Source organism: Haloarcula sp. JP-Z28 (genome assembly GCF_011440255.1).
Taxonomy (GTDB): Archaea; Halobacteriota; Halobacteria; order Halobacteriales; family Haloarculaceae; genus Haloarcula; species Haloarcula marismortui.
This window is the reverse complement of sequence record NZ_JAAOHT010000003.1, coordinates 25,759-47,584: the sequence shown is the minus strand read 5'-3', so window position 1 is coordinate 47,584 and position 21,826 is coordinate 25,759. Positions and strand designations below refer to the sequence as shown.

Here is a 21,826-nt window from a genome sequence, read left to right as displayed (position 1 = left end):
ACATGAGCACGTTCGTTCATCTTATCGCGGACTACGGCCCGGCCGACCCGGCCTTCTCAGAAGTCGTCCATCGTCTCACTGCCGCTGACCCGACGATGACCGTTCAGTCGACCGAAGTCAAGCCATTCTCGACGGTCGCCACTGGATTCTGGATCGCGCAACTCGGCGTCCACAATCCGACGTTCGACGACCTGCTGATTTACTCGAACACGGCACCACGAACGACAGAGTCGACGCCAGAGCGAGCCGACACCGGCGGGGCGCTCTGTTATCTCGAACTGGACAACGGCGTCCCCGTCGTCGCCGTCGATGCCGGCTACAACCTCTCGTTTATTGCCGACCACGCCACGACCTTCCGTGAGATCGAACTGCCGGCGGACACCGGTCAGTTCCGCTCGCGGGACGCGTTCCCGCGCCGCGTCGCCGAAATCGCAAACGGGAATCACTCATCTCTCGGGGCGGAGCGGTCACTCGACGACGTGCCGGCCCCGCCCGAGTCCGTGGTCTGTCACGTCGACGGCTACGGGAACGTCAAGACCTCGATCCGCCACTCAGCGTTCACACCGGAGAGCGACACAGTCACTGTCGAACTCAACGGCGAGTCCTGTGAGGCCGTCGTCAGGGACGCTGTGTCGAACGTTCCAGAAGGGTCCCTCGCTATCGTCCCGGGGTCAGCAGGCGGGGACGACCCGTATCAGGAACTGTTCCTTCGCGGCGGGTCCGCGGCGTCAATTTTCGGCACTCCTGGGCCCGGAGATGCCCTCTCCATTCGGGCTGAACAGGCCTGATACCGGCCCCGATACAACGGTCCTCGCGGCGCGGAGTGGGGTATCGAACTGGGTCGGTTGGCGTGCCAGCGGCTCACCACCCTTCGGGGAGTTTATTAGCGCCGTGGGCCACGACACACCTAATGAGTGGCGAGCAGGAACTCGGCATCACCGAGAGCAAGGAGCATTCACCCGGCGAGTGGTACGCCGAGGTCGTCCAGAAGGCCGGCCTCGCGGACTACGCCCCTATGGGCGGGTTCATCGTTACGCGCCCACGCGGCTACGCTATCTGGGAGCGTATCCAGAACAACCTCGACGGCTGGTTCAAGGACACTGGCGTGCAGAACGCCTACTTCCCACTGTTTATCCCCGAGAGCTATCTTGAGAAAGAGAAAGACGTTGTCGAAGGGTTCGACCCCGAGGTGGCGTGGGTAACCCACGGCGGCCACAATGAACTCGAAGAGCGTCTCGCGGTTCGGCCTACCAGCGAGTCCATCATCGCGCCGTTCATGGCACAGTGGACTCGATCGCACCGGGACCTCCCGATGCGACTGAACCAGTGGTGTTCGGTCGTCCGGTGGGAAGCAACGGAGACGAAGCCGTTCTTCCGCACCAAGGAGTTCCTCTGGCAGGAGGGTCACACCGCCCACGCCGACGAGAACGGCGCGTGGGAGGAGACGATGACCCGTCTGGACCAGTACGCCCGCCTCTACGAGGAGGTCATGGCGATGCCGCCGCTGAAGGGCCGCAAGCCCCCTCACGATAAATTCCCCGGCGCGCACACGACGACTACCATCGAGACGTTGATGCCCGACGGCAAGACCGTGCAGGCCGCCACCTCCCACTACCTCGGGACCTCCTTCGGCGAGGCGTTCGACATCACCTACGCCGACGCCGACGAGGAGGAGAACACGGCCCACACGACCTCGTGGGGACTGTCCTGGCGCGCGATGGGTGCGCTCATCATGACCCACTCCGACGACCAGGGGCTGGTCCTTCCACCAGCGCTCGCGCCTGATCAGGTCGTCGTCGTCCCCATCTGGCAGGAGGACAACAAGGACGATGTCATCGACTACGCCGCCGACCTCGCCGCCGAACTTGACGAGGCCGGCGTCCGGGTCGAACTTGACGACCGCGAACACCGCAATCCCGGATTCAAGTACAACGAACACGAACTCCACGGCGTTCCCCTCCGTGTCGAAATCGGCCCCCACGAGGTTGAGGACGGTGAGGCCACGCTGGTCCACCGGCCCGACGGCGAAACCGAGACGGTCGACCGCGACGGCATCGCCGACACCGTTACCGACCACCTCGACACCGTCCACGCCAAGCTATATGCCAGCGCTGAGGAGACGCTGGAAGGCGAAATCCGTGAGGCTGAGTCCCGCGAGGAAATCCTCGGCACTATCGGCCAGCACGGCGGCTACGTGAAATGTGGTTGGTGTGGCGACGAGGACTGCGAGGAGCCGATCAAGGACGCTATCGCGGCCGAAATCGTGATGGTGCCCCTTGACCGCGACGAGGAGCCGATCCACGAGGACTGCGCCATCTGTGGTGAGGACGCCGAGGAGACGGCCTACTTCGCCAAGAGCTACTGAATGGGCCCGAGCGGAGCGAGGGACCGCAGTTTTCGCCGACGTTTTGCGACGAGCGGTGCGAGCGTATCACGAGCGCACCCGAGGAAGTAAAAGGTCGGAACGAGACGGCCTACTTCGCCAAGAGCTACTGAACGGGCCCGAGCGGAGCGAGTGGGCATCAGGCGACCCGGTTCAGGAAGTCGTCGGCCTCGCGCTCGCCGCGTTCGAGTAGGTCCTCGATGAACCGCGGGTCACGGTCCACCTTCGAAGACGGAATGTGCTTCCTGGCGAGTCGCAGGTGTCGGATCTCGACGTGTCTGTATTCGTCGGGGAGATAGCCAGCTCGTACCCAGTCGTTCACTGTTTCGATAAAGTCCAGTTCCTGATTCAGCGAGATGTTTCCGGACAGTTCCTGCCGGCGGTCGGTGATTTCCGCCAGCGAGGTCGGGACGCCGTCGTAGGTCTGTGGCTCGATCTGGATGACCCAGAGTTCGTCGGGCTTTGGCCGCTCGCTGGTCAGGAACTCCTTGACTGGCGGGTTCTGCGAGAACAGGCCGTCCCAGTGCCAGTGGTCGTTCATCTCGACGGCCTCGTACAGCAGCGGATACGCGGCGGATGCGAGCACCGTCTCCGGGGTGATGGCGTCGTCTGAGAAGGTTTCGAACTTGCCGCTGTTGAGGTCAACCGCACCGATGGTCACGTGCGGCGGGGTCGCAGCCGCGAGCGAGTCGAAGTCGTCGAAGTCGATGTGTCGGTCGAGCAGGTCCAGATACCAATCTTGGCCGGCATTGCCCGGCACTGCGTACGGCGAGACCTCCGGGATGGGGAACATGAGCTGTTGGAGGCGCGAGCGCCAAACGAGCGACTCATTGACTAGAAACTCGCCAGGGTCGGTCGCGGCGACGTCGCACCAGACATCATCCAGCATGTCGGCCGCGCGGTCAGGGCCGGCGCTGAGCAGGCCGTACCACGCGGTGACCGCACAGAGTGCGCCACCGGAGGTTCCGCTCAGTCCCACGAGTTCGTAATTAGCGTCGACAGCGGGTAGCAGTCGCTTCAGCGCGCCGGCGGTGAACGCGGTGTGGCTGCCGCCGCCCTGACAGGCGATAGCGACGCTGGGAGCATGACCAGACATGGTTTAATTCATATACGATGGGCTTGTATAGATAGATGCCGGCTGATACTGCCGTGAAGCATATTGCCACCGCTGAGGGAGTATGCGTTCTCACGAAGGTACAGCTAGCAGTATGAAGGAAGGATGGGGTCGGGGAGCGTGTGACATTTTTCTCCGTGCCCCCGATAATCACTGCTGTCCCTATGTATATAAATCGCCGTCAGACTACAGTCATACAAACGCCAAACGGCGAACAGATACCGTCGTAGGAAATACAGTTCTACAGACAGTTTACGACAGCAATGGAAGGCCGACAGCCCTGATGCAACCGACCAGTTGGAGTGGGATCTCGGAGACAGGAGGCCAATAGTTGAAGGGGTGCATACGTTGTGGCGAGCGCAGAATATTAAGACCTTATATACTTCTCAGCAGGTGAAATGGATAGATATCCGGAACCAACACGGTTATATCTCGGCCTATGTTATCGACTGTCATGGACGACGTGTTTGTCGGACGAATTATGTCATCGCCTGTCACCACTGTTGCCGCCGACGCGAACGCGAAAGCGGTCGCCAAGCGGATGCTTGACGAGAACATCAGTTCTGTTGTTGTCGTCGACGCTGACGGAGCGTTGCTGGGGATTCTCACCTCCACGGACTTTGTCGAAATCGCCGCAAAGGGTGGCGATACGGCGGGGTTAGACGTGTCCGAATTCATGACGACGGATCTGGTTACAGTAACGGCAAACGACCCGGTTGAGGCGGCCGCAAGCGTGATGTTGGACCACAGTGTCCACCACCTTCCTGTCGTTGATGAGACGGAAGGAGTCGTTGGAATGTTAACGACAACTGACATGACGGCCTACGTTTCTGGTATCGAGCAGTCATCTGCACCCGTGCTCGGCTGAACACCAAGTGAACCGCCGGCCTGCAGACGACTGTTTATAAATGATGATACAGTTCGAACAATCGTTATAAATATATATTCCCTAATGTGGGGTTAAACAACACTAATACCATTAGGATTACCCTCTTATAGTGGCATCCCCAGTCGTGAAACACATGGTTGAGCGACAGACAGGTCTCTCTGCAGGCGACGCCGGGCTTGCAGATCCCACGGACGAACGGTCGAACTGTGGTGTCGGAGTCGTCATGGACCTCGACGGCCAGAGCGACCACTGGGTTGTATCGGACGGACTCGAACTCCTCGACAACCTCGAACATCGAGGGACGACAGGAGCAGAGCAAGATACGGGCGACGGAGCAGGCATCATGCTCCAGATTCCACACGAGTTTTTCGCTGCCGAAGTCGACGCCGACCTGCCACCCGCTGGCGAGTACGCCGTCGGCACGCTCTTTCTCCCGCAAGACGACGAGGTCGCCGAGAGTCTGAAAGACCTCGTCGAGACGGAACTCGCCGCTGAGGGCCTCGATGTCCTCGACTGGCGCGACGTTCCCACGGACAACAGCGATCTTGGCGCGACGGCGCTCGAATCCGAGCCCGACATCGTTCAGTTCTTTGTTACCTCCGCGACAGGAAAAACCGGGGACGCCTTCGAGAACCAGCTATACATCGGCCGCCGGGCGCTCGAAAACACCGTCGAGGAAAAAAAGCCGCCGGGCCACGAACGATTCTACGTCGTCTCGCTTGCAACCGATGTCGTGGTGTACAAGGGCCTGCTCAAGGCCGAACAACTCGAAGACTACTACCCTGACCTCGAAGACGAGCAGATGCAGTCGACGTTCGCGATGGTCCACGCCCGATTCTCGACGAACACGTTGGGCGCATGGCACCTCGCCCATCCGTATCGTCGCGTCATCCACAACGGCGAGTTCAACACGATTCAGGGGAACATCAACTGGATGCGCGCTCGGGAAACCGACATCCAGAGCGACGAGTTCGAGGGCGATCTGGAGAAGATCAAGCCCATCATCGACGACCCCGAGCAATCAGACACCGCGAGCGTCGACAACGCGCTCGAACTCCTGCTTCAGGGTGGCCGCGACCTCCCCCACGCCCTCCGGATGCTCATCCCCGAGGCCTGGCGCGGCGAGATGAACGACGTGACTGGCGACCGGCGTGATTTCTATGACTACCACGCCTCGCTGGTCGAACCCTGGGACGGCCCGGCCCTCGTCGCAGCCACCGACGGCGACCGTATCGGCGCTGTGCTGGACCGGAACGGCCTCCGTCCGTGCCGTTACGATGTACTGGAGGACAACACGCTCGTGATGTCTTCTGAAGCCGGCGCACTGGAACACGACCCCAGCGAGATTCAGGAACGCGGGCGTCTCCAGCCTGGACAGTGTTTCCTCGCTGACCCCGAAGAGGGTCGCGTCATCCCCGACGAGGAAGTGTTCGACGACATCGCCGACGACAAGTACGGTGAGTGGGTCGCCGAAGAACAGGTCGACATCGACGAGGTTGCCAACCGCGAGGACAACGCACCTCGGGACCCGTCGGACGCGCTCCGGAGCCAGCAGGCCATGTACGGCTACACGTACGACGAGGTCGACCACCTCATTGAGCCGATGGCCGAGAAGGGGAAAGACCCCGTCGGCTCTATGGGCGATGACACGCCACTGTCGGTTCTCTCGCAGTTCAACCGCCCGCTGTTCACCTACTTCAAGCAGCTATTCGCTCAGGTGACGAACCCGCCGCTTGACTACATCCGCGAGGAACTCGTTACCTCGCTGGAGTCCCGGCTGGGCCATCAGCGTAACATCCTCGACGAGAGCCAGGGCCACGCCCGCCAGCTCGTGCTTGACTCGCCAATCCTCACTGACGAGGAGACGCAGTCCATCAAGGACCTGAACGCCAACGGCATGTCCACGAAGGTCATCGATATCACCTACAAAGAGGGCGGCGACCTTCGCCAGGCCGTCGAAGACGTGCGGGCCGAAGCCGACGCCGCAGCACGGGAACACGACATTCTCGTGCTCTCGGACCGTGCGGCCAGCGAAGGCCGCGTGCCGATTCCGAGCCTCCTTGCCGTCGGTGGCATCCACCACCATCTCGTCCGCAACGGTCTCCGCAACCACGTCGGGCTCGTCGTCGAGTCCGGTGACCCGCGTGCGGTCCATCACTTCGCGACGCTCATCGGCTACGGAGCCGGCGCGGTCAACCCGTACCTGGCCTACCAGACCATCGAGGACCTGGTGGCCGGACCGGACGGCGCGGACCTGGCTGATGCCATCGATGCCTACATCACTGCCGTTGAGGACGGCCTGCTGAAGACGATGGCCAAGATGGGTATCTCCACGGTCGAGTCCTATCAGGGTGCCCAGATCTTCGAGGCCGTCGGCCTCTCCTCGGACTTCATCGCCGAGTACTTCGAGGGGACGACCTGCCGGACCGACGGTATCGGCATCGAGGAAATCGAGGACGACCTCACCCAGCGCCATGATGTCGCCTGGAGCGAGGAAGAGCCCGATATGCCGCGACAGGGCGAGTACGAGTTCCGCTCGAACGGCATCCACCACCAGTGGAACCCCAACACGGTCGGCAAGATCCAGCAAGCCGTCCGGATGGGCGACTACGATACGTACAAAGAGTTCGCCGAACTGGTCAACGACCAGAACGAGGAACTCCAGACGCTGCGTGGCCTACTCGAATTCGACTCCGACCGCGAGTCCATCCCCATCGAGGATGTCGAGCCGGTCGACGACATTGTCGAGCGCTTCGAGACCGCGGCGATGTCGCTCGGGTCGCTATCGCCCGAGATGCACGAGAACAACGCCATCGCAATGAACCGGCTCGGGGCCAACGCCAACACCGGCGAAGGCGGCGAACCGCCCGAACGGTTCGACACCGAGAAGGAGTGTACGACCAAGCAGGTCGCTTCCGGCCGCTTTGGCGTTACCTCCGACTACCTCGCGTCGGCTGACGAACTCCAGATCAAGATGGCACAGGGCTCCAAGCCCGGTGAGGGTGGCCACCTGCCCGGCAAGAAGGTCAACGAGATGATTGCCCACGTGCGGTACGCGACGCCGGGCGTCGGCCTCATTTCGCCGCCGCCGCTGCACGATATCTACTCCATCGAGGACCTGAAGCAACTCATCCACGACCTCAAGGCCTCAAACCCCGAGGCTGACATCAACGTCAAGCTGGTCTCCGAAGACGGTATCGGGACCATCGCGGCTGGCGTCGCCAAGGCTAACGCCGACGTGGTCCACATCTCGGGCCACGACGGCGGGACCGGTGCGTCGCCGAAGACCTCAATCAAGAACGCCGGGCTCCCCTGGGAGCTAGGTGTTTCGGAGGCCAACCAGATGCTCCGGGCCACCGGCCTGCGCTCGCGCATCAAGGTGACCACCGACGGCGGCATGAAGACCGGCCGTGACGTGGCCGTCGCCGCCCTGCTCGGTGCCGAGGGGTACACCTTCGGGACAGCCTCGATGGTCACCTCGGGCTGTGTGATGGCTCGGCAGTGCCACGAAAACACCTGCCCGGTCGGCATCGCCACGCAGAACGAGAACCTCCGCGAGCGCTTCCCCGGCGAGCCACAGCACGTCATCAACTACATGACGTTCGTGGCTCAGGAACTGCGCGAGATCATGGCCGAACTCGGCTTCGAGACTATCGACGAGATGATCGGCCGACCGAGCGTACTCAAGCAGCGCGACGACGTGAGCCAGCCCAAGGCCCAGAAGCTCGACCTCTCGGGAGTCATCGCTGAGCCGGCCGACAACGACGGCCGCTACAAGCAGCGCGAGCAGACCCACGAGGTCGACGAACAACTCGACTGGGACCTCATCGACGCCGCCGAGGACGCCATCTACAGCGGCGACCCGGTCGCTATCGACACCGATATCACCAACGTCGACCGTGCGGTCGGGGCGACGCTCTCGAACCGCATCTCCCGCGAGCACGCAAGTGACGGCCTCGCGGACGACACTATCCGGGTCGACTTCGACGGCACGGCCGGCCAGTCCTTCGGCGCGTTCCTCGCACAGGGCGTGACGATGGAACTGACCGGGACGGCCAACGACTACGTCGGCAAGGGGCTCTCCGGTGGGAAGCTCATCGTGAACACGCCGGATCAGGCCCCCTTCGATCCGTCGGAGAACATCGTCATCGGCAACGTCGCGCTGTACGGCGCGACGCAGGGCGAGGCCTACGTCAACGGCATGGCCGGCGAGCGCTTCGCCGTCCGAAACTCCGGGGTCAAAGGCGTCGTCGAGGGTGTCGGTGACCACGGCTGTGAGTACATGACCGGCGGCGCTATCGTCGTGCTGGGCGAGACGGGCAAGAACTTCGCGGCCGGGATGTCCGGCGGCGTCGCGTACGTCTACGACCCCGACGGCGAGTTCGCAGCGAAGGCAAACACCGGCATGGTGTCCCTGGCCGATACGCTCGAAGGCAAGGACCGCCAGATGATTACTCGACTCGTCGAAAACCACGCCGCCTACACCGACTCCGACCGAGCGGCGGAGTTGCTTGATGACTGGGACGCCGAAGTTGAGAACTTCACGAAGGTGATGCCCGACGCTTACGCTGAGGTCATCGCCGACCGCGAGCGCGACGACGTGCGCAACGAGCCGCCGGCCAAGGCCGCGGCGAGCGCCGAAGCCGCCGAGGCTGACTTCGCCGCCTCGACAGACGACTGAAGCGCCACTGTTCGACGTTTTGTCCGTCGTCAAGGGCGCTGTTTTTCCGCCACAATAGAGCCGCGTTCTGTGGTCGTAATGTGACACCGTGACAATCAATCGCTGGTCCTATAGCTGTCGGGCCAAAGTGCTGGACATGGTCCCCGTACAACCACCCGTCGTATCGCATCGGAGCACAGCATGAGTGACATCCCCGGTCCTGACCCCGATTCCGGGTCGGACATCGATATCGATGTCGGCCGTGGCCTCCGCATTGCCGTCAGCGTTGTTGTCGCCCTCGCTGTCGCAACGGCGCTGTTCGGTGGCTATCATCAGGTCCCCGAAGGCCATGTCGGCGTCCAGAAATCGTTCGGCGCGGTAACCGGCGATCAACTCCAGCCGGGCGCACACATCATCGTGCCAGTCAAGGACTCGGTTCAGGACGTGGAAATCCGACCCCGGACCTACACCATGGCCAACACTGAGGGCGAAGGCGACAGACCGTCACAAGCCGATGCGGTGACCGTTCAGACGATCAATGGGACGACGGTCGACATCGACATCACCGTCCGGTACAAGATCGAAGAAGCGGACGCGTCAGGGTTCGTCACCCAATGGCGAACCGTCGGCCAGGCGGAGGAGCGACTTATTCGACCGTCTGTCCGGTCGCAACTCCGGAATGAGGCCGCAGGTATCCAGACGAGCGAGATATACACCAACGACGGCCGCGAGCGACTCGGCGCGGCGGCACAGCAGAAACTCGAATCCGCGTTCGAGGGCGAAGCGCTCGTCCTCGAAGAAGTACAGGTTCGTACCGTTGACCTCCCGGACTCGTACGATCAGGCGCTCAACGACAAGGAAATCGCAAAGCAACGCGTCGAAGAGAAGAAATTCGAGATTCAACAGGCCGAACGCGAAAAGGAACGGCAGGAGATTCAGGCCGAAGCCGACGCCCGAGTTATCGAGATTCGCGGTGAGGCGCTTCGGGAGAACCCAGTTGTGCTGAAACAGCAGTACGTCCAGAGCATCGACGATTCGGATAAGGTCATTCTGGCGACTGACGACGAAGGAACACCCATCATCCTGCAGACTGGCCGGAGCAGGGGCGGGAACACGTCAAGCGCCGATACAGGGTTCTCGACGAACGTGACGAACGCGACGGCCGGCAACTGACCACAGACGCGAGGGCGCACCTCATTCGTTTTTTCAGCCGTGCTGTTCTCTGGAGAGGGTCGGTCGTCATGCCTCTCCAGCAAACACTCGGTGTTGACTGTCAGACCGCGGCAGACGCTGGCGGTGAGCCACACTGTTTTGCTGGTCCCGTCCGAGAACGGCGTATGGACAGTGTCCTCGTCATCGGCGGCGGTCGGTTCATCGGTCGGCACACAGTCACCGAGTTCCGCGACGCAGGCTACGACGTGACAATGCTCACCCGCGGACGGCGTCAGAATCCGTTCACGAACGCTGAGGTTGCCCACATCGAAGGTGACCGACGTGAGCAGGACACACTCGAAACTGCTCGCGAGCGGGTCAACCCGGACGTAGTCGTCGACTGCGTGGCGTACTTTCCGGAGGATGTCCGAGTGGCGACCGACGTGTTTGCCGATGTCGGCGCGTACGTGTATATCTCAAGCGGCGCGGCCTACGGGGCTGAACGGACGCCCAAGCGGGAGGGGGAGACGCCGCTTGCAGGCTGTACTGCCGAGCAGGCCACAACTGACAGCGCGGAGACCTACGGGCCACGGAAGGCCGAAGGCGACCGCGAAGTGTTCGCTGCCGCGGAGGACGGCGTACAGGCGATGAGCGTCAGGCCGACTGTCGTGTACGGTCCCTACGACTACACCGAGCGGTTCGCCTACTGGGTCGACCGCGTGGCCGAATACGACCGGATCGTCGTTCCCAGCGACGGCCTCAGCCTGTGGCAGATGGCCTACGTCGAGGACGTGGCGAGTGCGCTCCGTCTCGTCGCGGAGCGAGGGACGGCTGGCGAGGCCTACAACGTCGGCGACGAGCACGCGCCGACGCTCCGGGAGTGGGTCGACCTGCTTGCCAGAGTGCACGAGACGGATGTCGAGACCATTGGCGTCGGCGAGCGCGAACTCAGGGCGGCGGGGCTTGCCCCCGACGATTTCCCCATCTACCGAGACTCACCGCATCTGCTGTCGACGGCGAAGCTCCGAAACCTGGGCTGGTCGTCGACCCCCCACGAAACGGCATTGGCGGTGACCGTCGCCGAACATCTGGAGAACGACCGAACCGGCCGTGAGTTCGGACCTGACCGTGACACGGAAGCAGCGCTTATTGACCGCCTAACCGAGTGACAACTACGCCCGGCGGAGCGTCGTGTGCTTGACCTCGTAGTCCTCTAAGAACGCACCGTATCCGCCGACGGTGATGCGGCTGTCTCCGGTATCCACGACCAGCGAATTCTCGAACCCGAAATCGCTGTTGTGGGGCGCAACGAGGTTCTGTCGGACATCGACCACCTCGCCGGATATCACTTCGAAGTCGTCGTCGGAGCCCGTCGGCCGTGCGTACAGGTCGGCGACGACGGACTCACCAGCCCGGAGCGCAAGCGTGGTCGTGAACACGACGGGGCGGAACATATCGTACCGAGCCGGGAGTGACGGGGGTCGCGAAACGAGGACCTCCTCGCCTATCGGCCAGTAATTGCCCAGGTAGGAACCAACCAACACTGCTGCGACAGCCTCTTGCGTAAACGTGATCGCGTTCGTCTCGTCGTGGTCCCAGCTGAGCATCGTCGACGGAGAGACGAACCCGCGCTGCTGGTCCGTCGCAAGCAACGAAGGCGCGCCGTCGAGGCCGATTCGGACGGCGTTGGCGATCTCCTTCAGGTCCAACTCCATCGTCGCCCGGTCGTAACTCGACAGTGTCAGGAGCACGAGGATGCCCCGCTCCCGGGCACGGCGGAGCGGGTCGCGGATATCGGGGAGTCGTCGGGCCGGGATCTGAAGGATAACCTCGCAGTCGGCCGCTTCGATGTGTTGCTCCAGCCGTTTGACGATGGTCGGTCGGGACTTGACCACCTCGAAGGTGTTATTCTCGGCCGCGGTGTCCTCGTATCGGGTCTGTACTGCCGCCTCCAGTGTGTCCAGTTCGCGTTTTAGCGCGCCGAAAGCCTCCGATGGGGGCGTCGCGCGGATGACCGTCGGCGTCCGATGGTCGTCGACGCTGACGAAGCCGTCCACGGCCAGCGAATCACAGATGTCGTACACGTAGCTTTTGGAGACCCCCGCCGTTTCGGCCACCGTTCGGGCTGTTGCCGGTCCCTTTTCGACCACGGCGAGGTACGTTTCCGCCTCCGTCTCGGAGAGGCCATACTGCTGGAGTCGGTCCCGAACGGGCGCGCTGGGTTGGCGTGTGGAGTCAGGCATGGATGTCCTGCTGAAACCGTGCTGGCTGATTCTCTGTCACTGGATCGCTGTTTCAGCTAATCTAATCGAACATACATAATGATTGGTGGGTGTGGGAGCGGGCCGGCATGTGTCTGTGCGTAGTGGGTATTCGGGGTCCGATGCGCCGGCGGGAACACCGCGGCGTAGGTCGCGGGACCTGTCTCAGGGTCTCCCACGAACCTCGTCGAGCAGGTCAACGACGTCTTCCATGGTGGGGTCGCGGCTGGTGTTGTTGCCGTTACCATTGTTCCCACTATTGCCCCGACCGGGGGTACTCCCTGACCCGTCCGGGAGGCCCGGAACGGGGTCGGGATCGGTGATGCTCGCCGTGTTCTGGACCGTAAGCGTGGCCGTCGGGCCGTCTTGGCCGACAGTAAGTTCGTACTCACCGGCTTCGACGACCTTCGGGCCAAGTCCGAGCACGTCACCGGGAACGACCTCCAGCGCCGTCAGGTCGACAGTCACGTCGACTGTGGTCAACTCGCCGGGGCCCAGCGAGACGCGCTCGTAACCGAGCAGCCGGCGTCTCGGCTGGAGCACTGAGCCATAGGACTGGGTGTTGAACACCTCGACGATGTGCTCGCCGGCCATCCGGCCGGTGTTTGTCACCTCGACGCTGACGGTCACCTCGGACTGGTTCGCCGGGCTGCCGACAGTGGCCTGAGTGACCGAGACGCTCCCGTACTCGAAGTCGGTGTAGGAGAGCCCGTGGCCGTACTCGTAGATTGCGGTGTTATCTGTCCCGCCTGTCGATGTTGGGTCGTAACGGGTGTACTGCACGGGTGTGGTACCAACGTTCTCTGGCCAGCTGAACGGGAGCTTCCCAGAGGGATTGTACTCGCCGACCAGCGTCTCGGCGATAGCGACCCCGCCGTCGCTGCCGGGCTGGCCGGCAAACAGGAGGGCGTCAAGCTGGCTAAACGTTTCTGGAGACCCCCGTGGCGAACCGGCAAGCATGACGCCGATGATCGGCGTCGAATCGTCGGTGGACTCGACGACGGTGTCGAGAAGCGCCTGCTGGGACTCGTCGAGCACCAGTTCGTCCCGGTCACCGAACCCTTCGTTGTGGGTTCCCTCGCCGAGCACGACGACGACGACATCGGATTCAGGTCCAGCCGACTCGACCCGTGACCGCTGCTCGGCGGGAAAGTCGAAGTTGCCGTTCTCGTCGCTCTGCTGGTTCTCGCCGTCGCCCTCGCCGGCCCACCAGGTGGTGTTCTCGTACGAGGTGGGAACGTGCGTGAGACTGCCGACGCGAGCGCGGAGTTCCGCTTCGAGGAGGTTCTGGCGCGGGAACGGGCCGCCGGCGCTGGCCCCCTGCCAGCCGAGCGTCCAGCCGCCGTGTTGCATCAGCGCGCGGGTGTTGTTGCCGTTGCTGTCGACGCCGGGGCCTGTCAGCAGGACGCTCTCGTCGCCGGATAGCGGGAGCGTGTCATCAGTATTTTTCAGGAGGACCATCGACTCCTTTGCCATCGTCTCGGCGGTCTCCTGTGCGCCGCCGAGCACGGTCTCGATGCGGGACTCGTCGACTGTCGGCTGCTCGAACAGGCCGAGGTCGGCCTTTAGTTCGAGGATCCGCCGGACTGCCTCGTCGATGCGCTCCATCGGAATCGCACCGTCCTCGACGAGGCTGACCACGGTGTCGATGAACTGAACCGGGCCCGGCGCGTCACCGCCGTTACCGATCATGTACATGTCGACGCCGGCGTTGATCGCCATCTCGGTCGCCGTCTCGAAGTCGGGTGCGTAGTCGTGGTTCGTGATCATCCGGTTCAGGTCGTCCCAGTCTGAGACGACCATTCCCTCATAGCCGTAGGTGTCCCGAAGTAGCGTCGTCAACAGCCAGTGAGAGGCGTGGGCCGGAATCCCGTTTATCGACCCGCTGTTGACCATTACCGTCCCGGGTTCGGATTTCAGTGCCTCCCGATACGGCGGGAGGATGTTCGTCCGGAGGTCACGCAGCGACGTCGAGGCCGGTGCGCGGTCGTTGCCGTTGTTCGGGATCGAGTAGGCCGCGAAGTGTTTGACACACGCCGTCAGCCGGTCGTCGTCCTCAAGCGCCCGTGCTCGTACCCGCGAGACATCCGCTTCGAGTTTCGGGTCCTCGCTGATGCCCTCGAAGAAACGGCCCCAGCGGGGGTCCCGCTGTAGATCAGTCGTTGGCGCGAAGGTCCAGTGTGCGCCCATCGACGCTGTCGCGTCGCTCGTGTGCCGTTCGGCCGCCTCGATCAAGCTCAGGTCGCGCGTCGCACCCATGTTCAGCCGCTGGGGGAACACCGTTGCCCCTGCCAGCAGGCCGTTCCCGTGTGTCGCGTCGACGCCGTAAAGGAATGGGATGTCGTGGTCGGCGTTTTCCAGGTTGTACTCCTGTAGGGCATTGATTCCCTGAACCACGGTCTCGCCGTCGAAGCTCGGCGGTTCGGCCCCACCTGAGAGGATCGACCCGACGCCGAGTTCGCTGAAATACTCGCCGACCGTGTCAACCCCGAAGCTGTCGGGGACGTTCGATTCCTCGGGTTCCGCCTCGAAGGAGCTAATCGCGACCTGCGTCATCTGGGCCGCTTTCTGCTCCAGTGTGAGGTCGCCGACGAGCGAATCGACGTCCGGTTGCGCCGCGGCGGTTCCAACACCTGCGCCGGTGGCAGCCGCTGCCGTGGCCACACCGGTCGCTTTCAGAAACGTCCGCCGAGACGCTTGCATGCCGTCATCAGTCGTGTCATGTGCCATGACAGGCGCACCCAACCGTGGATGTTAATAATTGTTTTTGGAAAACTGGTGTGTAATCTTTGTCAAAAGATTTGCCGCCGGTTCGGTTTCGGCGCCCTGACTGATGCTGCGCACCTAAACTGTTTTCACGCGTGCCCGGAGACAGGCAACCATGTTCGAGAAACGCACCTGGATCCGTCTCCCCCGGAACGTCGTGGTCGGGCACGGTGTCCTCAGCCGGACAATCGAGGCCGTGAGTGAACTCCACTTGACTGGCCGGCCGCTCATCGTTTCCAGTCCGACGCCACACGATGTCGCTGGCAAGCGGGTCGTCGAACAGTTCGAGGACGAGGGGTATGACCCCTCCGAAATCGTCATTGAGGAAGCCAGTTTCGACGCCGTCCAGCAGGTCATCGACCACGCCTCGGAGATCGACGCGGGCTTCCTGCTTGGTGTCGGCGGCGGGAAAGCTATCGATATCACGAAGATGGCGGCCGACGACCTCGGATTGGGGTTTGTCTCGGTGCCGACGGCCGCGAGCCACGACGGCATCGTCTCTGGTCGGGGCTCAGTTCCTGAGGGGGATACGCGCCACAGCGTCGCCGCCGAGCCGCCACTGGCGGTCATCGCCGACACCGAGGTACTGGCCGAGGCCCCCTGGCGGCTGACCACTGCTGGCTGTGCCGACATCATCTCGAACTACACCGCGGTTCGGGACTGGCAGCTCGCCCACCGACTCAAAAACGTCCACTACTCCGAGTACGCTGGCGCGCTCTCTCAGATGACCGCCGAGATGCTCGTTGAGAGCGCCGACTCGATAAAACAGGGGCTTGAGGAGTCATCCTGGATTGTCGTCAAAGCGCTCGTCTCCTCAGGCGTTGCGATGTCTATCGCCGATTCCTCGCGTCCAGCAAGCGGAGCGGAACACCTGTTTTCGCACCAGCTGGACCGACTCGTCCCGGACGGCGCGCTCCACGGCCATCAGGTCGGTGTCGGCTCGATCATGACCGAGTACCTCCACAGCGGCCAGAAAGGCAAGTGGAAAGACGCCAGAGACGCACTGGCCGCCATCGGCGCGCCGACGACGGCAGACGAACTCGGCATCGACGACGAGACGGTGATCGAAGCGCTGACCACAGCCCATCAGATCCGCGACCGCTACACGGTGCTCGGGGACGGAATGAGTGAAGAAGCGGCCATCGAAGCGGCGACAGTCACCGGCGTTATCTAAACCAGTTCCGCCACCGCGATATCGCCCGCGTCGTCCCACCGGATCGACGCTTCAGCCTCGCCGGTCGTCTCAGCGCCACTGCTTTCGGCCGCGGTGCTTTTGATCTCCGCGTCGAACACGATACTGAGCCGGTACACCGTCTCGGCGTCCGGGTCCGCCTCGTTTCGCACGCCACAGATGGTCGCTCGAACCGCGTCCCGAATCGTACACGCGACGCCGGCCGTTTCGGTGACGACCCGCTCGACCGCTGTCGCCGGCCGCTCGGCCCCCTGTGTCTGGCCTTGCGGGATCTCCCAGGACCCGTCAGCGTCGCTCAGCAACACGTCGCCCGACTCGTTGTGGACGAACGCGTGCACGTCGACCTGCCCCTCCCGTGAGCGCTCGACAGCACGCTGGTACGCCTCCGAGCCCACCGAAAAGGTGGTCTGGTCCACCGGCGTCGAGCCGAACTCCTGTTCGAGTCGGGCGAGGCGTTCCTGCACCCGCGCTCGCGAGCGCTCGGCTATCTCCATACGAAACGGTGCTTCGGCAGCGTAATAAATCCGCCTGAACGCTCTCATAGTTTGAAACTACCCGGTGCACCGGTGACAACACGCGTACAGTGGACCCGCGACAACGTTAGTATGACTCGCTCAGACGTGGTCGTCGAGGAATTCGACGACAGCGGTGTACGCCTCAATGCGGTTCTCCCGCTTGCTGATGCCGTGTCCCTCGTCATCGAAAACGAGTTTCTCCACGGGAACTCCCTGTTCGGCCGCTTGCTCGGCGATTTGCTCGGCCTCGCCGACCGGAACACGCGGGTCGTTGGCCCCGTGGAGGACGAACAGCGGCGCATCGATTCGGTCGACGTTGTTGATGGGCGAGATAGATTCGAGGAACTCGCGGTCTTCGTCAAGGGAGCCGTACTCGGCCTCGCGGAGTTCCCGCCGCCAGTCACCGGTGTTCTCCAGAAACGTCACGAAGTTGGCGATGCCGACTACGTCGACGCCGGCCGCCCAGAGGTCCGGGTACTCAGTCAGTGCCGCAAGCACCATGAAGCCGCCGTAAGACCCACCCATCGCCACGATTCGGTTGGGGTCGACAGCCGGGTGGTCATGGAGCCAGTCGACGCCCGCCCGCAGGTCCTTCACGGAGTCCATCCGCCTTTCCACGTCGTCGAGGTGCGTGTAGGCCTTCCCGTAACCGGTCGACCCGCGGACGTTGGGCTCGAAGACGGCGTACCCCCGCGAGAGGAAGTACTGGGTCAGACCGGAGAACGAGGGGCGACGCTGGCTCTCCGGGCCGCCGTGGATGTCGACGATGACAGGCGTGTCGCCGTCCGCATCATTTCCGTTAGCTGCACTTTCTGGCAGCGAGAACAGCGCCGGAATCTCGCGCCCGTCGAACGAATCGAACCGAACGACCTCTGGCGCGATGAACGTCTCGCGCGGGATGCCAGCCGTCGAGGCGGCCGTCCACTGCTCGCTCTCGCCGGTTTCGGCCTCTACGACGAACACGTTGGTGTTGACCTGCCGCCCGGTGACGCTGACGGCGAACCGTTCGGCATCGGGTCCCCACGAAACGCCCCCGGCCAGCCCGCCCGGCAGGTCCGGCGTCGGGAACGTCTCAATGGTTGTTGGCCCTGTCAGTTCGCCGACGGTGAGTTCGTTGTAGCCGTCGACGTTGCGCGAGTACACGAGACGGCCACTGTCCTTATCAAGTGCGACACCGTCGATGTTCCACTGGTCGTCCGAGCGCACGATGTCGAGGTCGCCTTCAAGCGAGAGGCGGGCGAGTTCGAGCGTGTCGCTTTCGGCGTCGGTGACGAGATACACCGCCTCGCCCTCCGGTCCCCACGACGCGCTCGTGTAGCGGACCTTCCCCTCGTGTGGCGTGAGATGGCTGCGGTTCCCGCTGTCGATGTCAAGCACGTAGATGTCCTGGTCGAAACTGGAGTGGGCCTCGCTGACTAGCAGTCGCTCACCGTCGGGCGAAAAGCCGCCGACGGAGAACCAGCCGTCGCCCTTCCAGATTAGTTCCGCATCGTCGCCGGTCGCGTCGCGGTCCTGTACGTAGATGTCAAAGACAGCCTCATTTCGGCGGTTCGACGCGAACGCGAACCGCTCACCATCGGGCGACCAGCCGCCCCAGCGGTGTTTCGCGTCGGGCATCCCAGTGAGTTCGTGGATGTGCCCGTCCGCGTCGAGCCGGTATAGCTGCGCCCGCTCGTTGCCGCCCTCGTCCATGCCGAAGACGAGTTCCTGGCGCTCGGGCGAGAAGTCGACGAAGCTCACAGTGTCGTCGTAGAACGTCAACTGTTCGGGCCAGCCGTGGGGTTCGGGAAGCGACCAGAGCTGGGCAACGCCGGTCGTGTTCATCAGGAAAGCGAGCGTCCCGTCCGGCGCGAACGAGCTGCCGTAGGCGCTCCGGACGTTGAGATAGCGCGAAAGGTCGTACGCGGTCACAACGGGAGGGAGGGCAGGCACGGGCAAAACCTTTTGTTACAAACGGGGGCTTTTTGAGCGGCCACGTCGTCGCCCCTGTATGCGTGTCGCGGTCGTCGCCATGGAGACGAGTCAGTACCGGGACACAGTGGGCCGGACCCGGCTGGAGCGGGTGGCTACCGAACTCGCCGCTGCCGGCCACGACGTGACCGTGTTCTGTTCGCAGTGGTGGCCGGGGTTCGACAATCAGCGCGAGCGTGACGGCATCACGTACCGCGCCGTTACCGTCTCGCCGACTGTCCCTTCCTTCTGTGTCCGCCTCCCGGTCATGTTGGCACGATACCGCCCGGATGTCGTTCACGTTCACCCGACGCCAGCGTCAGTCGCGCTCGCGGCCAAGACCGGTGCAACGCTTTCGCGTGCGCCGCTTCTCACGGAGTGGTTCGGGGACGAGAATGTGCCCGAAAACCGCCGGGCTGGCCTTGCACTCCAGGCGTCCGACTGTCTCATCACCCCCTCCGAACTCGTCCGTACGCGGGTCCGCGAACGGGGGGCGACCGCGGACCAGACTGCGATACTCCCACAGAGCATCGACATGGACCTCGTCAGTGAAGTCGATGCTGGCGAGGAAATCGACGTGGTGTACGCCCACCGACTGGACGGCAGTGCGAACGTCGAATCGCTACTGCTGGGTCTGGCGGAACTCAGGCAGAAGGGCTGGTCGGCGACGATTATCGGGGACGGGCCGGAACGAGCGCACTACGAACAGGAGGCGGCCGACCTCCGTATCGACGACCGCGTGACCTTCGCTGGCGCGTGCGACACTGAAGAGCGCGTCTCGATTTATAAGGGTGCGCACGTGTTTGTCCAGACAGCGTTCCGGGAGTGCTTCGCCACAGATCTCCTCTGGGCGATGGCCTGTGGCTGTATCGGCATCGTGGAGTACCAGGCCGAGTCGTCTGCTCACGAACTCATCGAGCAGCGCGACCGTGCGTTCCGAGTGACGAACCCGCAGGAAATCGCCGACAAAATCACCGAATCGGCCGGCTTCGAACGCCGGACCGTCGACGAGTCCTGCGCCGAGTTCGACCACGCGCAGGTCCGGGCGAGGTACGAGGACCTTTACGAGAAGCAAATTGAGGATGCCGGTCTTTTCTAATCGGCACGGGGCTCAGACGCGGTGAGGACGGGGACAAATCGCCGCCCGTCAGTACGGGATGACGCGGAACCCTTCTGGAAGCACCAGTCCGAACACGAGGAACAGCACGGCCGCGATACCCGCCGCCATGAGGGCGTAAGGTGCCTGGCTCCTGACGTGGACCATGTGGTCGCTCCCGCTCGTTGAGGAGGCCAAGACGGTCGTGTCGCTGATTGGCGAGGTGTGGTCACCGAAGATGCCGCCGCTGAACACCGCGCCGAGGACCAGCGGGAGGTTCGCGCCCGTCGAGAACGCCAGCGGGATGGCGATGGGGAACATGATGCCGTAGGTCGACCACGATGACCCGTCGGAGAAACTGACGAAGGAAGTCACAAGGAAGACGCCCACCGGAATGATGAACGCCGGCACGCCGCCAAAGACGTTCGTCACGAACGACGAAACACCCAGTATCGTCACTGCGTTCTGGATGGAACTGGCGAACATCAGGATGACGGCCGCAAGGAGGATGCCCTTGAAGCCGACCATCATCGCATCAGTCGCGTCGTCGTTCGACGGGATGTCGCCCTTCCAGCGATACAGCAGGAAGCCGACGATGAGCGCGGAGAACGAGGCCAGACCGAGCTGGACGCCGCCGATGTTGAACGCCCAGGGACCGCTTGGCGGCGTGATTAGCTGCCAGCTGCCGAGCTGGAGCAGCGTGGCCCCCATCCCTTCCTTCCCCTTGACGTAGATGACGGGGCTGGCCCGCCAGAACATCGCGCCGAGGCCGACGACAATCATCGTGAGGATCGGCCAGGCGAAGTTCCGCCAGTCCGGCGTGGCAGTTTCGGATACCTCGTATTCGTCCATCTCAGCGGAAATCATCGGGTCGGCGTCGTCGCCGACGACCTTCCCCTCGTTTCTCGCTCGGGACTCCTCGGTTCCCATCCCGTAGATGTTTGGCACGACTTGCCACGCGACGAGGCCGGCGAGGCCGAGCGCGATCCACGAATAGAAGCCAGTAAACAGCGTGTTGAAAAACAGCGGCCAGACGGCCCCGGTCGCCGCGGTAACTTGCTCGCCGCCGGTGTTCACGAAGTTTGTCATCCCGGACGGCAGCGTTCCCTGACGCTGTGCCTCCACGAGGCCGCCCCCAATGAAGCCGACCATCGCCGCGCCCCACGTTGAGTAAAACGCGAGCCGGGACGCCGGCGACCCCGCTGAGTCGACGTAGTAGGCCAGCTTGGCGCGTGACACGTCGAACTTGTCGGTCAACGGTCGCATCATCGAGCCGACCACGAGGCAGTTGAAGTAGTCGTCAATGTGGATTGCGATACCGGCCAGGAACGCGGCCTTCTCGGCGTCTGCGGCGGACTCGGCCCGCGCCACCAGGGCCTCCAGCACGCCCTGTATCGCACCGGCTCGAATCATCAGTCCGATCAGCCCACCGATGGCAAAGATGGCGAGCAGGACGTTCTTGACGTACCACTCCCCGAACAGCGGGGCCGTGGCGATTATTTCCGGAACGAGCTTCAGTCCGAAGATACCGCCAAGTACGATGCCACCGACGCCGACCGTCCAGGGACTCCCGTCCTCGGCCTGTGGCTGGACGGTCGCCACCTCACCGCCAGCGGTGATCAGGTCCGATGGGACCCCCACTGCCTGTGGGTGTAATGCGCCCACAAGCACGCCTGTGATGACAATACCGACGAACAGCCCGATAAGCGCGTCTCGGGTGTACCAGGCCAGACCGATGGCGACGAGCGCTGGAACGATCGACCACGGTCCAGCCGCGATTCCCTCAACCATGCCGGCAGGTCTAGGTGGCGCTATATTAAGGTATGTATTCACACCCGCGTCAGGGAC

The 21,826-nt window shown here is 63.2% G+C and carries 14 protein-coding genes; 8 read left to right on the top strand and 6 right to left on the bottom strand.

Features of this window, described 5'->3' with window-relative positions; translation table 11 throughout:
- The first annotated feature begins 2 nt into the window (after positions 1-2).
- Together G9463_RS02575 and proS are read left to right on the top strand one after the other, a co-directional pair.
- The gene (locus G9463_RS02575; RefSeq protein ID WP_165895887.1) at positions 3-788 is read left to right on the top strand and encodes an SAM hydroxide adenosyltransferase; all 786 of its coding nucleotides are present in this window, start codon (positions 3-5) and stop codon (positions 786-788) included.
- A gap of 122 nt (positions 789-910) precedes the next feature.
- Complete coding sequence (gene proS, locus G9463_RS02570) at positions 911-2,365, top strand: proline--tRNA ligase (RefSeq protein WP_165895886.1); 1,455 nt, start codon at positions 911-913, stop codon at positions 2,363-2,365.
- Between the two features lie 157 nt (positions 2,366-2,522).
- Here the strand turns inward: proS and G9463_RS02565 are convergent, their stop codons facing one another.
- Positions 2,523-3,479 carry a patatin-like phospholipase family protein gene (locus tag G9463_RS02565; RefSeq protein ID WP_165895885.1) on the bottom strand — a complete coding sequence of 319 codons (957 nt, stop codon included), beginning with the start codon at positions 3,477-3,479 and terminating at the stop codon, positions 2,523-2,525.
- Between the two features lie 472 nt (positions 3,480-3,951).
- On the opposite strand from G9463_RS02565, the gene G9463_RS02560 reads away from it, so the two are divergent.
- The 4 genes from G9463_RS02560 (at position 3,952) to G9463_RS02545 (ending at position 11,367) form a co-directional block, all read left to right on the top strand.
- Entirely contained in the window at positions 3,952-4,365 is a 414-nt protein-coding gene (locus G9463_RS02560) for a CBS domain-containing protein (protein ID WP_049938701.1), read from the top strand.
- Positions 4,366-4,519: 154 nt separating this feature from the next.
- The gene (gene gltB, locus G9463_RS02555; protein ID WP_121302621.1) at positions 4,520-9,067 is read left to right on the top strand and encodes a glutamate synthase large subunit; all 4,548 of its coding nucleotides are present in this window, start codon (positions 4,520-4,522) and stop codon (positions 9,065-9,067) included.
- Positions 9,068-9,247: 180 nt separating this feature from the next.
- Positions 9,248-10,219 (top strand): prohibitin family protein, encoded by a 972-nt coding sequence (locus tag G9463_RS02550; protein WP_165895884.1) that lies wholly within the window; start codon positions 9,248-9,250, stop codon positions 10,217-10,219.
- Between the two features lie 164 nt (positions 10,220-10,383).
- Positions 10,384-11,367: an NAD-dependent epimerase/dehydratase family protein gene (locus tag G9463_RS02545; protein ID WP_193569511.1), complete on the top strand. Its 984-nt coding sequence runs from the start codon at positions 10,384-10,386 to the stop codon at positions 11,365-11,367.
- 3 nt (positions 11,368-11,370) lie between these two features.
- On the opposite strand, the gene G9463_RS02540 is transcribed toward G9463_RS02545, so the two are convergent.
- Together G9463_RS02540 and G9463_RS02535 are read right to left on the bottom strand one after the other, a co-directional pair.
- The gene (locus G9463_RS02540) at positions 11,371-12,441 is read right to left on the bottom strand and encodes a TrmB family transcriptional regulator (RefSeq protein WP_165895882.1); all 1,071 of its coding nucleotides are present in this window, start codon (positions 12,439-12,441) and stop codon (positions 11,371-11,373) included.
- A 183-nt stretch (positions 12,442-12,624) separates the two neighbouring features.
- Positions 12,625-15,189 (bottom strand): glycoside hydrolase family 3 N-terminal domain-containing protein, encoded by a 2,565-nt coding sequence (locus G9463_RS02535; RefSeq protein ID WP_165895881.1) that lies wholly within the window; start codon positions 15,187-15,189, stop codon positions 12,625-12,627.
- A gap of 151 nt (positions 15,190-15,340) precedes the next feature.
- Between G9463_RS02535 and G9463_RS02530 the strand changes: the two genes are divergently transcribed.
- Positions 15,341-16,399 (top strand): NAD(P)-dependent glycerol-1-phosphate dehydrogenase, encoded by a 1,059-nt coding sequence (locus G9463_RS02530; protein WP_165895880.1) that lies wholly within the window; start codon positions 15,341-15,343, stop codon positions 16,397-16,399.
- On the opposite strand, the gene G9463_RS02525 is transcribed toward G9463_RS02530, so the two are convergent.
- Positions 16,396-16,911, bottom strand: a complete 516-nt coding sequence (locus G9463_RS02525) for a hypothetical protein (RefSeq protein WP_007188304.1) — start codon at positions 16,909-16,911, stop codon at positions 16,396-16,398. The genes G9463_RS02530 and G9463_RS02525 overlap by 4 nt on opposite strands.
- Positions 16,912-17,031: 120 nt before the next feature.
- Positions 17,032-18,843, bottom strand: coding sequence for a S9 family peptidase (locus tag G9463_RS02520; protein ID WP_165895879.1), 1,812 nt, complete (start codon positions 18,841-18,843; stop codon positions 17,032-17,034).
- Positions 18,844-18,922: 79 nt separating this feature from the next.
- Between G9463_RS02520 and G9463_RS02515 the strand changes: the two genes are divergently transcribed.
- On the top strand, positions 18,923-19,981 hold the full coding sequence (locus G9463_RS02515; RefSeq protein WP_011222870.1) for a glycosyltransferase: 1,059 nt from the start codon (positions 18,923-18,925) through the stop codon (positions 19,979-19,981).
- A gap of 48 nt (positions 19,982-20,029) precedes the next feature.
- Here the strand turns inward: G9463_RS02515 and G9463_RS02510 are convergent, their stop codons facing one another.
- Positions 20,030-21,769, bottom strand: a complete 1,740-nt coding sequence (locus tag G9463_RS02510) for a Na+/H+ antiporter NhaC family protein (RefSeq protein WP_004963035.1) — start codon at positions 21,767-21,769, stop codon at positions 20,030-20,032.
- Between the last annotated feature and the right edge of the window lie 57 nt (positions 21,770-21,826).